Origin of the sequence: Pseudomonas paraveronii (genome assembly GCF_963681955.1) — a bacterium.
GTDB lineage: Bacteria > Pseudomonadota > Gammaproteobacteria > Pseudomonadales > Pseudomonadaceae > Aquipseudomonas > Aquipseudomonas paraveronii.
On sequence record NZ_OY817130.1, the window covers coordinates 114,417 to 126,409 of the forward strand.

An 11,993-nucleotide genomic window follows, 5' to 3' on the forward strand; every position below is an offset into this window, starting at 1 on the left:
AACCTGACGACTCTGGATTTTCGTGGTTTCGCAATCGCCGTTGTGAATAGTCGGGCATTGGCCGGTAATAGTCGCTACAAGCCATGAGGGTTATGGCTTTGAGCCATATTTTCGTCGAGCAGGTACAGTTTTCTTAAATGCGACATTTACGGATATCTGTAGTATTTGATGTTATCTGACTACATAGTCCATAAGTGGCGTTTGGTCCTTAGATTCCTGGGCTGTAGCGCTGCGACTGGTCGATCAGCCAATCCCTGAAGGCGTGCAGGGATGCGGATTCGACTTTTCTGTCAGGAATCATCAAGTAATACGCCTTCGAGTTGCTCAGCGCTTCGGGGCTTGCGATTACCAGTTGGTGCTCGTTCAGTTCGCGCTGGATGAGGAACGGTGGAATCAGCGCAATGCCCATGTCATGCATGGCCGCCTGGGACAACATCGAGAATAGCTCGTAACGGGGGCCTGTCATGTCGCGAGGTATGTTCAGTTGTTGCGCGTTGAACCACTGGCGCCAGGCATAGGGCCGCGTGGTTTGCTGCAGCAATGGCAGTTCGGCGATTTCCTGGGGGCTGAAGTGTGTGCGGCTGCCGAGTAAGCGCGGGCTGCACACGGGGACGGGGTTTTCTCCCATCAGCCGGTGGGACTCGGTACCGGACCAGTCGGCATCGCCGAAATAGATCGCGGCGTCGAATTCGGTGTCGGCAAACAGGAAGGGGCGCGTGCGGTTGGTGAGGTTGACCGTGACTTCCGGGTGCTGGCGCTGAAAGTCCTTGAGGCGAGGGATCAGCCATTGGGTGCCAAAGGTCGGCACCACCGCCAGCTCGATGACGTTCGCGCCCTGCTGGCCCATGACCGACAAGGTGTCGCGTTCCACCGCGTCCAATTGCGTGGCGACGCGACGGCTATACGACAGGCCCGCTTCCGTCAGCTTGACCCCGCGCCGCGAGCGGCGAAACAGCTCGACACTTAAAAACTCCTCAAGGCTGGCGATCTGTCGGCAAATGGCGCCTTGAGTGATGGAAAGCTCCTGCGCAGCCTTGGTAAAGCTCTCGTGGCGGGCCGCAGCTTCAAAGCTGATAAGGGCGGTGGTGCTGGGGATTTTTCTGCGCATGTACCTTGTCCTCACATATAAGGCGCATTTGCGCCCTTCTCGGCTATTACGGAGTGAGAAATTAGCACAAGCCTATGCAAAAACCTCGTTTGCCCTCTGCGCTTGCCGGGCCTAGTCTGCATCCACGACTTCTGATTTTCTTTGCGAGGACTTATTCATGGCTGGCAAGGCAAGCTTCAACTGGATCGATCCGCTGCTGCTGGATCAACAGCTCACCGAAGAAGAGCGCATGGTGCGCGACAGTGCTGAGCAATTCGCCCAGGACAAGTTGGCGCCAAGGGTGCTCGAAGCCTTCCGCCATGAAAAGACCGACCCTGCGATCTTCCGCGAGATGGGTGAGACCGGCTTGTTGGGCGCGATGATTCCCGAGCAGTACGGCGGCAGTGGCCTGAATTATGTCTGCTATGGGTTGATTGCGCGTGAGGTCGAGCGAGTCGACTCCGGCTATCGCTCGATGATGAGTGTGCAGTCGTCACTGGTCATGGTACCGATCAATGAGTTCGGCACCGAAGCGCAAAAACAGAAATACCTGCCGAAACTGGCGTCGGGTGAGTGGATCGGTTGCTTCGGTCTGACCGAGCCTGACCACGGGTCCGACCCGGGCGCGATGATTACCCGGGCGCGCAAGGTGGATGGCGGCTACAGCCTGACCGGCGCCAAGATGTGGATCACCAACAGCCCGATCGCCGATGTGTTCGTGGTGTGGGGCAAGGATGATGCCGGTGATATCCGCGGCTTTGTCCTGGAGAAAGGCTGGAAAGGCCTGAGCGCTCCGGCGATTCACGGCAAGGTCGGCCTGCGGGCTTCCATTACCGGCGAGATCGTCATGGACAACGTGTTCGTGCCCGACGAGAACATCTTCCCGGATGTGCGTGGCTTGAAAGGCCCCTTCACCTGCCTTAACTCCGCTCGGTACGGGATCTCCTGGGGTGCGCTGGGTGCTGCCGAGTTCTGCTGGCACACCGCTCGCCAATACACCCTTGATCGTCATCAGTTCGGTCGGCCATTGGCGGCGACCCAACTCATCCAGAAGAAGCTCGCGGACATGCAGACCGAGATCACTCTGGCCCTGCAAGGCTGCCTGCGCCTGGGGCGGATGAAGGATGAAGGCACTGCGGCGGTGGAAATTACTTCGATCATGAAGCGCAATTCCTGCGGCAAGTCGCTGGATATCGCACGCATGGCGCGGGATATGCTGGGCGGCAACGGTATCTCCGATGAGTTCGGGGTGGCGCGTCACCTGGTAAACCTGGAGGTGGTGAACACCTATGAAGGTACCCACGATGTACACGCCTTGATTCTGGGGCGTGCGCAAACCGGTCTTCAGGCGTTCTATTAATAGGAGCACGGGCATGGGCGCGCTTTCGCATCTGCGGGTACTGGATTTGTCGCGAGTACTGGCGGGCCCCTGGGCCGGGCAGATTCTCGCGGATCTTGGGGCTGAAGTGATCAAGGTCGAGCGGCCGGGTAATGGTGACGACACGCGTGCCTGGGGGCCACCCTTCCTCAAGGACGCTTATGGCGAGAACACCAGTGAGGCGGCGTATTACCTGTCCGCCAACCGCAACAAAGAGTCGGTGACCATCGACTTCACGCAGCCGGAGGGGCAGAAGCTGGTGCGTGACCTGGCGGCGAAGTCCGACATCCTGATCGAGAATTTCAAGGTGGGCGGCCTGGCGGCGTATGGGTTGGACTATGCGTCGCTCAAGGAGGCCAACCCGGCGTTGATCTATTGCTCTATCACCGGGTTTGGCCAGACGGGACCTTATGCGGCTCGTGCGGGCTACGACTTCATGATCCAGGGGTTGGGCGGACTCATGAGCCTGACGGGGCGACCGGAAGGTGATGAGGGCGCGGGGCCGGTGAAAGTGGGGGTGGCGTTGACTGACATCCTCACGGGGCTCTATTCAACGGTGGCGATCCTGGCGGCGCTGGCTCATCGCGAGCGTGACGGCGGCGGGCAACATATTGATATGGCGCTGCTGGATGTGCAGGTGGCTTGCCTGGCCAACCAGGCGATGAACTACCTGACGACAGGCGTGCCGCCAAAGCGCTTGGGTAATGCGCATCCGAATATCGTGCCTTATCAGGATTTCCCTACGGCCGATGGCGATTTCATCCTGACGGTGGGGAATGATGGGCAGTTCCGTAAGTTCGCGGAGGTGGCGGGTCAGCCGCAATGGGCGGATGACCCGCGTTTCGCGACCAATAAGGTGCGGGTGGCCAATCGTGCGGAACTGATTCCCTTGATTCGCCAGGCGACGGTGTTCAAGACGACGGCCGAGTGGGTATCGCAGTTGGAGCGAGTCGGCGTGCCGTGTGGGCCGATCAATGATCTGGCACAGGTGTTCGCGGATGCCCAGGTCAAGGCGCGCGGGCTGGCGATTGAGTTACCTCATGCGCTGGCGGGGATGGTGCCTCAGGTTGCCAGTCCCATCCGGTTATCCAAGACCCCCGTGGAGTACCGCAGTGCGCCTCCTCTATTGGGTGAGCATACGGTCAGGGTGTTGCAGGAAGTACTGGGGTTGCTGCCGGCGAATGTGGCCGCTTTAAAAGAGGCTGGGGTTATCTGAGTCCTCTCTTCTATATAGAGAGCGGTGAAGGGCTCTATATAGAAGAAAGTTGGTGATTTTTTAGCCAATCCTAACTAATGGTTAAATAAGCAAAATTAAGGGTTGACGGCAAATCCTGGACGTCTATAATTCGCCCCACTTCCGGCGCAGTCGAAACGGAAAACTCCTTGGTAAACAAAGAGTTATGCGAGATTCGACAGCGGCCTGCTTCAGTTCATCGAGGCCTGGAAGGAGTTGGTAGAGCAGTGTTGTTTGGCTCTATTAACGTTTCGATCTTCTCGGTCGAAAGCGGAGAAAAAGAGGTGTTGACAGCAGCGTGTAACGCTGTAGAATTCGCCTCCCGCTAACGAGAGATCGGAAGCGCAAGTGGTTGAAGTTACAAAGGAAACTTTGAAAACTTCTTAAAATAATCACTTGACAGCAAATGAGGCTGCTGTAGAATGCGCGCCTCGGTTGAGACGAAAGATCTTAACCAACCGCTCTTTAACAACTGAATCAAGCAATTCGTGTGGGTGCTTGTGGAGTCAGACTGATAGTCAACAAGATTATCAGCATCACAAGTTACTCCGCGAGAAATCAAAGATGTAACCAACGATTGCTGAGCCAAGTTTAGGGTTTCTTAAAAACCCAAAGATGTTTGAACTGAAGAGTTTGATCATGGCTCAGATTGAACGCTGGCGGCAGGCCTAACACATGCAAGTCGAGCGGTAGAGAGAAGCTTGCTTCTCTTGAGAGCGGCGGACGGGTGAGTAATGCCTAGGAATCTGCCTGGTAGTGGGGGATAACGTTCGGAAACGGACGCTAATACCGCATACGTCCTACGGGAGAAAGCAGGGGACCTTCGGGCCTTGCGCTATCAGATGAGCCTAGGTCGGATTAGCTAGTTGGTGAGGTAATGGCTCACCAAGGCGACGATCCGTAACTGGTCTGAGAGGATGATCAGTCACACTGGAACTGAGACACGGTCCAGACTCCTACGGGAGGCAGCAGTGGGGAATATTGGACAATGGGCGAAAGCCTGATCCAGCCATGCCGCGTGTGTGAAGAAGGTCTTCGGATTGTAAAGCACTTTAAGTTGGGAGGAAGAGCAGTTACCTAATACGTGATTGTTTTGACGTTACCGACAGAATAAGCACCGGCTAACTCTGTGCCAGCAGCCGCGGTAATACAGAGGGTGCAAGCGTTAATCGGAATTACTGGGCGTAAAGCGCGCGTAGGTGGTTAGTTAAGTTGGATGTGAAATCCCCGGGCTCAACCTGGGAACTGCATTCAAAACTGACTGACTAGAGTATGGTAGAGGGTGGTGGAATTTCCTGTGTAGCGGTGAAATGCGTAGATATAGGAAGGAACACCAGTGGCGAAGGCGACCACCTGGACTGATACTGACACTGAGGTGCGAAAGCGTGGGGAGCAAACAGGATTAGATACCCTGGTAGTCCACGCCGTAAACGATGTCAACTAGCCGTTGGGAGCCTTGAGCTCTTAGTGGCGCAGCTAACGCATTAAGTTGACCGCCTGGGGAGTACGGCCGCAAGGTTAAAACTCAAATGAATTGACGGGGGCCCGCACAAGCGGTGGAGCATGTGGTTTAATTCGAAGCAACGCGAAGAACCTTACCAGGCCTTGACATCCAATGAACTTTCTAGAGATAGATTGGTGCCTTCGGGAACATTGAGACAGGTGCTGCATGGCTGTCGTCAGCTCGTGTCGTGAGATGTTGGGTTAAGTCCCGTAACGAGCGCAACCCTTGTCCTTAGTTACCAGCACGTTATGGTGGGCACTCTAAGGAGACTGCCGGTGACAAACCGGAGGAAGGTGGGGATGACGTCAAGTCATCATGGCCCTTACGGCCTGGGCTACACACGTGCTACAATGGTCGGTACAGAGGGTTGCCAAGCCGCGAGGTGGAGCTAATCCCAGAAAACCGATCGTAGTCCGGATCGCAGTCTGCAACTCGACTGCGTGAAGTCGGAATCGCTAGTAATCGCGAATCAGAATGTCGCGGTGAATACGTTCCCGGGCCTTGTACACACCGCCCGTCACACCATGGGAGTGGGTTGCACCAGAAGTAGCTAGTCTAACCTTCGGGAGGACGGTTACCACGGTGTGATTCATGACTGGGGTGAAGTCGTAACAAGGTAGCCGTAGGGGAACCTGCGGCTGGATCACCTCCTTAATCGACGACATCAGCTGCTCCATAAGTTCCCACACGAATTGCTTGATTCATTGAAGAAGACGATAAGAAGCAGCCCGAAATTGGGTCTGTAGCTCAGTTGGTTAGAGCGCACCCCTGATAAGGGTGAGGTCGGCAGTTCGAATCTGCCCAGACCCACCAATTTTGTGTGGGAACCTGTAGAAATACGGGGCCATAGCTCAGCTGGGAGAGCGCCTGCCTTGCACGCAGGAGGTCAACGGTTCGATCCCGTTTGGCTCCACCACTACTGCTTCTGAAGTTTGAAAGCTTAGAAATGAGCATTCCATCGTGATGATGGTGAATGTTGATTTCTAGTCTTTGATTAGATCGTTCTTTAAAAATTTGGGTATGTGATAGAAAGATAGACTGAACGTTACTTTCACTGGTAACGGATCAGGCTAAGGTAAAATTTGTGAGTTCTCTTAATTGAGAAATTCGAATTTTCGGCGAATGTCGTCTTCACAGTATAACCAGATTGCTTGGGGTTATATGGTCAAGTGAAGAAGCGCATACGGTGGATGCCTTGGCAGTCAGAGGCGATGAAAGACGTGGTAGCCTGCGAAAAGCTTCGGGGAGTCGGCAAACAGACTTTGATCCGGAGATGTCTGAATGGGGGAACCCAGCCATGATAAGATGGTTACCTTACACTGAATACATAGGTGTAAGGGGCGAACCAGGGGAACTGAAACATCTAAGTACCCTGAGGAAAAGAAATCAACCGAGATTCCCTTAGTAGTGGCGAGCGAACGGGGACTAGCCCTTAAGTGGCTTTGAGATTAGCGGAACGTTCTGGAAAGTACGGCCATAGTGGGTGATAGCCCTGTACGCGAAAATCTCTTAGTCATGAAATCGAGTAGGACGGAGCACGAGAAACTTTGTCTGAATATGGGGGGACCATCCTCCAAGGCTAAATACTACTGACTGACCGATAGTGAACTAGTACCGTGAGGGAAAGGCGAAAAGAACCCCGGAGAGGGGAGTGAAATAGATCCTGAAACCGTATGCGTACAAGCAGTGGGAGCCTACTTGTTAGGTGACTGCGTACCTTTTGTATAATGGGTCAGCGACTTATTTTCAGTGGCGAGCTTAACCGAATAGGGGAGGCGTAGCGAAAGCGAGTCTTAATAGGGCGTCTAGTCGCTGGGAATAGACCCGAAACCGGGCGATCTATCCATGGGCAGGTTGAAGGTTGGGTAACACTAACTGGAGGACCGAACCGACTACCGTTGAAAAGTTAGCGGATGACCTGTGGATCGGAGTGAAAGGCTAATCAAGCTCGGAGATAGCTGGTTCTCCTCGAAAGCTATTTAGGTAGCGCCTCATGTATCACTGTAGGGGGTAGAGCACTGTTTCGGCTAGGGGGTCATCCCGACTTACCAAACCGATGCAAACTCCGAATACCTACAAGTGCCGAGCATGGGAGACACACGGCGGGTGCTAACGTCCGTCGTGAAAAGGGAAACAACCCAGACCGTCAGCTAAGGTCCCAAAGTTATGGTTAAGTGGGAAACGATGTGGGAAGGCTTAGACAGCTAGGAGGTTGGCTTAGAAGCAGCCACCCTTTAAAGAAAGCGTAATAGCTCACTAGTCGAGTCGGCCTGCGCGGAAGATGTAACGGGGCTCAAACCATACACCGAAGCTACGGGTATCACTTAGGTGATGCGGTAGAGGAGCGTTCTGTAAGCCTGTGAAGGTGAGTTGAGAAGCTTGCTGGAGGTATCAGAAGTGCGAATGCTGACATGAGTAACGATAATGGGTGTGAAAAACACCCACGCCGAAAGACCAAGGTTTCCTGCGCAACGTTAATCGACGCAGGGTTAGTCGGTCCCTAAGGCGAGGCTGAAAAGCGTAGTCGATGGAAAACAGGTTAATATTCCTGTACTTCTGGTTATTGCGATGGAGGGACGGAGAAGGCTAGGCCAGCTTGGCGTTGGTTGTCCAAGTTTAAGGTGGTAGGCTGGAATCTTAGGTAAATCCGGGATTCTAAGGCCGAGAGCTGATGACGAGTTATCTTTTAGATGACGAAGTGGTTGATGCCATGCTTCCAAGAAAAGCTTCTAAGCTTCAGGTAACCAGGAACCGTACCCCAAACCGACACAGGTGGTTGGGTAGAGAATACCAAGGCGCTTGAGAGAACTCGGGTGAAGGAACTAGGCAAAATGGCACCGTAACTTCGGGAGAAGGTGCGCCGGTGAGGGTGAAGGACTTGCTCCGTAAGCTCATGCCGGTCGAAGATACCAGGCCGCTGCGACTGTTTATTAAAAACACAGCACTCTGCAAACACGAAAGTGGACGTATAGGGTGTGACGCCTGCCCGGTGCCGGAAGGTTAATTGATGGGGTTAGCTAACGCGAAGCTCTTGATCGAAGCCCCGGTAAACGGCGGCCGTAACTATAACGGTCCTAAGGTAGCGAAATTCCTTGTCGGGTAAGTTCCGACCTGCACGAATGGCGTAACGATGGCGGCGCTGTCTCCACCCGAGACTCAGTGAAATTGAAATCGCTGTGAAGATGCAGTGTATCCGCGGCTAGACGGAAAGACCCCGTGAACCTTTACTATAGCTTTGCACTGGACTTTGAATTTGCTTGTGTAGGATAGGTGGGAGGCTTTGAAGCGTGGACGCCAGTTCGCGTGGAGCCAACCTTGAAATACCACCCTGGCAACTTTGAGGTTCTAACTCAGGTCCGTTATCCGGATCGAGGACAGTGTATGGTGGGTAGTTTGACTGGGGCGGTCTCCTCCTAAAGAGTAACGGAGGAGTACGAAGGTGCGCTCAGACCGGTCGGAAATCGGTCGTAGAGTATAAAGGCAAAAGCGCGCTTGACTGCGAGACAGACACGTCGAGCAGGTACGAAAGTAGGTCTTAGTGATCCGGTGGTTCTGTATGGAAGGGCCATCGCTCAACGGATAAAAGGTACTCCGGGGATAACAGGCTGATACCGCCCAAGAGTTCATATCGACGGCGGTGTTTGGCACCTCGATGTCGGCTCATCACATCCTGGGGCTGAAGCCGGTCCCAAGGGTATGGCTGTTCGCCATTTAAAGTGGTACGCGAGCTGGGTTTAGAACGTCGTGAGACAGTTCGGTCCCTATCTGCCGTGGACGTTTGAGATTTGAGAGGGGCTGCTCCTAGTACGAGAGGACCGGAGTGGACGAACCTCTGGTGTTCCGGTTGTCACGCCAGTGGCATTGCCGGGTAGCTATGTTCGGAATAGATAACCGCTGAAAGCATCTAAGCGGGAAACTAGCCTCAAGATGAGATCTCACTGGGACCTTGAGTCCCCTGAAGGGCCGTCGAAGACTACGACGTTGATAGGTTGGGTGTGTAAGCGCTGTGAGGCGTTGAGCTAACCAATACTAATTGCCCGTGAGGCTTGACCATATAACACCCAAGCAATTTGACTACTCGAAAGAGCATCAGATTGCGGTGTGTGAAGACGAAACGAACCGAAAGTTCGACTCTTACAAAACACCGAAAGCTATCACATACCCAATTTGCTGAAGCGAGGCCAACTGGTCACGACTCAGTACCCGAATTTCTTGACGACCATAGAGCATTGGAACCACCTGATCCCATCCCGAACTCAGCAGTGAAACGATGCATCGCCGATGGTAGTGTGGGGTTTCCCCATGTGAGAGTAGGTCATCGTCAAGATTAAATTCCAGAACCCCTGTTTACTTACGCAGACAGGGGTTTTGTTTTAGTAGAAGTCCACGAATTTCACTGGGACGTTGCCAACGCAACGGTCTGGTACACAGAATTTCTTGACGACCATAGAGCATTGGAACCACCTGATCCCATCCCGAACTCAGCAGTGAAACGATGCATCGCCGATGGTAGTGTGGGGTTTCCCCATGTGAGAGTAGGTCATCGTCAAGATTGAATTCCGAAACCCCTGTCTGCTAGCGCAGACAGGGGTTTTGTCGTTTAAGGCGTTTGCTTTGGCCACACATCCGCTCAGATAACCCGCGGCCTATGATCAATGGCCACCCTTCTTGAAAGACCGCAAGACTTTGCAGTTTCGGGCGCCTTACTGGGACCACTGGTCGGTTTCCCACTCAAAAAGAGGATCTTTCTCACAAAACCTTAAGATTCCACTTCATTTGGCCGAAAGCCTGATGAGCCATGCGTGCACCGATTTAGGGCGACCCAAGCGTCCACCTATGCGTTACATGGAATGTTCCACCCAGCACGCTCCCCCCCTTTGGCAAAAGAAGTCGATGAAATGAATCTAAAGTTCAGTCATAAAATTCTGTTGGCCGCGTCAGGCGTCGTCGTCCTGGCTTTCGCGTTATTCACGCTGTACAACGATTATCTGCAACGCACCACCATCAAGCAAAACCTGGAGTCGTCCATCCAGCAATCCGGTGAGCTCACCGCAAGCAGTGTGCAGAACTGGCTCAGTGGCCGTGTGTTGGTACTCGAAAACCTCGCGCAAAACGTGGCTCATCAGGGGAGCGCTGCAGACCTTCCTGGCTTGGTGGATCAACCCGCGCTCACCTCGAACTTCCAGTTCACTTACGTTGGCCAAACCAGCGGCGTGTTCACCCAACGCCCCGACGCAAAAATGCCCGACGGTTATGATCCGCGCCAGCGCCCGTGGTACAAGCAAGCCGTGGCTGCTGACAAAACCATGCTGACCCCGCCTTACATGGCTGCTGTTGGCGGGCAGATCGTGACCATCGCCATGCCGGTGAAAAAGAATGGCGAGTTGCTGGGCGTGGTCGGCGGTGACCTGAGCCTGCAAACGCTGGTGAAGATCATCAACTCGGTAGACTTCGGCGGCATCGGCCATGCGTTCCTGGTCAGCGGCGACGGCCAAGTCATCGTCAGTCCTGATCAGGACCAGGTGATGAAGAACCTCAAGGACATCTACCCAGGCACCCGCGTAAGCATCGAGAAGCTAAACCAGGATGTTGTCCTCAACGGCCAGGATCGCATTCTGTCCTTCACCCCTATCAGCGGTTTGCCGGGCGCAGACTGGTACATCGGCTTGTCGATCGATAAAGATAAAGCCTACGCCCCCCTGGGTAAATTCCGCACGTCCGCGCTGATTGCCATGCTGATTGCCGTGGTGGCGATTGCAGTGCTCTTGAGCTTGCTGATCCAAGTGCTGCTACGGCCGCTGACAACCATGGGCGTTGCCATGCAGGACATCGCCCAGGGCGAGGGTGACCTGACCCGCCGCCTGAATGTGACCAGCAAAGATGAGTTTGGCGAGGTAGGCAGCGCGTTCAACCAGTTCGTCGAGCGTATCCACGCCTCCATTTCCGAGGTGTCCTCGGCAACGCGCCAGGTGCATGACCTGTCCCAGCGCGTAATGGCGTCGTCCAACGCCTCGATCATCGGTTCTGACGAGCAGAGTGCGCGCACCAACAGCGTCGCGGCGGCAATCAACGAACTGGGCGCCGCTACCCAGGAAATCGCGCGTAACGCAGCCGATGCCTCCCAGCACGCCAGCGGTGCCAGCGAGCAGGCTGACGATGGGCGCAAAGTGGTGGAGCAAACCATCCTGGCGATGTCGGAACTGTCGCAAAAGATCAGCCTGTCCTGCACCCAGATCGAGACTCTGAACGCCAGCACCGATAACATCGGCCACATTCTTGATGTAATCAAAGGCATCTCCCAGCAGACCAATCTGCTCGCGCTCAACGCCGCGATCGAGGCCGCCCGTGCCGGGGAAGCTGGCCGTGGGTTTGCCGTGGTCGCCGATGAAGTACGCAACCTGGCTCACCGTACCCAGGAATCGGCCGAAGAAATCCACAAAATGATTACTTCGCTGCAAGTGGGTTCGCGGGAGGCGGTGACCACCATGAACGCCAGCCAGACCTCCAGCGAAGAGAGCGTCGTCGTCGCCAACCAGGCCGGCGAGCGCCTGATCAGCGTGACGCAACGGATTGTTGAAATCGACGGCATGAACCAATCGGTCGCCGCAGCCACCGAGGAGCAGACCGCCGTAGTGGAAACCCTCAACGTCGATATCAACCAGATCAACCTGTTGAACCAGCAAGGCGTGGTCAACCTCAACGAAACGTTGAAAGACTGCGACGCACTGTCCCAACAGGCCAACCGTTTGAAACAACTGGTCGACAGTTTCAAGATCTGACCCCGATGGCA

At 54.6% G+C, this 11,993-nt stretch carries 4 protein-coding genes, 2 tRNA genes and 4 rRNA genes; 9 read left to right on the plus strand and 1 reads right to left on the minus strand.

The genetic code is table 11. The features are described 5' to 3' along the window. Positions 1-208: 208 nt before the first annotated feature. A complete protein-coding gene (locus tag U5A08_RS00565) occupies positions 209-1,108 on the minus strand; it encodes a LysR family transcriptional regulator (protein ID WP_247403137.1) in 900 nt (299 codons plus the stop codon). A gap of 157 nt (positions 1,109-1,265) precedes the next feature. Between U5A08_RS00565 and U5A08_RS00570 the strand changes: the two genes are divergently transcribed. From U5A08_RS00570 to U5A08_RS00610, 9 genes are all read left to right on the plus strand, one after another. Continuing rightward, the gene (locus U5A08_RS00570; RefSeq protein ID WP_247403140.1) at positions 1,266-2,447 is read left to right on the plus strand and encodes an acyl-CoA dehydrogenase; all 1,182 of its coding nucleotides are present in this window, start codon (positions 1,266-1,268) and stop codon (positions 2,445-2,447) included. A gap of 13 nt (positions 2,448-2,460) precedes the next feature. Beyond that, entirely contained in the window at positions 2,461-3,681 is a 1,221-nt protein-coding gene (locus tag U5A08_RS00575; protein ID WP_253400319.1) for a CaiB/BaiF CoA transferase family protein, read from the plus strand. Positions 3,682-4,320: 639 nt separating this feature from the next. Continuing rightward, positions 4,321-5,857: ribosomal RNA gene (locus tag U5A08_RS00580) — 16S ribosomal RNA — on the plus strand. Between the two features lie 82 nt (positions 5,858-5,939). Then, a tRNA-Ile gene (locus U5A08_RS00585) sits at positions 5,940-6,016 on the plus strand. Positions 6,017-6,043: 27 nt separating this feature from the next. Next, positions 6,044-6,119 (plus strand) — tRNA-Ala (locus tag U5A08_RS00590). Positions 6,120-6,366: 247 nt separating this feature from the next. Next, positions 6,367-9,257, plus strand: a 23S ribosomal RNA gene (locus U5A08_RS00595). A gap of 157 nt (positions 9,258-9,414) precedes the next feature. After that, positions 9,415-9,530: ribosomal RNA gene (gene rrf, locus U5A08_RS00600) — 5S ribosomal RNA — on the plus strand. Positions 9,531-9,639: 109 nt separating this feature from the next. After that, a 5S ribosomal RNA gene (rrf, locus tag U5A08_RS00605) occupies positions 9,640-9,755 on the plus strand. The 16S, 23S and 5S rRNA genes sit together here with 2 tRNA genes alongside, the layout of an rRNA operon. A 346-nt stretch (positions 9,756-10,101) precedes the next feature. Continuing rightward, entirely contained in the window at positions 10,102-11,982 is a 1,881-nt protein-coding gene (locus tag U5A08_RS00610) for a methyl-accepting chemotaxis protein (RefSeq protein WP_253392413.1), read from the plus strand. Positions 11,983-11,993 lie beyond the last annotated feature (11 nt).

Bases quoted from the DNA above. Each gene is read 5' to 3' on its own strand.
- U5A08_RS00565 (WP_247403137.1), bottom strand. From the start codon at position 1,108: ATGCGCAGAAAAATCCCCAGCACCACCGCCCTTATCAGCTTTGAAGCT.
- U5A08_RS00570 (WP_247403140.1), top strand. From the start codon at position 1,266: ATGGCTGGCAAGGCAAGCTTCAACTGGATCGATCCGCTGCTGCTGGAT.
- U5A08_RS00575 (WP_253400319.1), top strand. From the start codon at position 2,461: ATGGGCGCGCTTTCGCATCTGCGGGTACTGGATTTGTCGCGAGTACTG.
- U5A08_RS00610 (WP_253392413.1), top strand. From the start codon at position 10,102: ATGAATCTAAAGTTCAGTCATAAAATTCTGTTGGCCGCGTCAGGCGTC.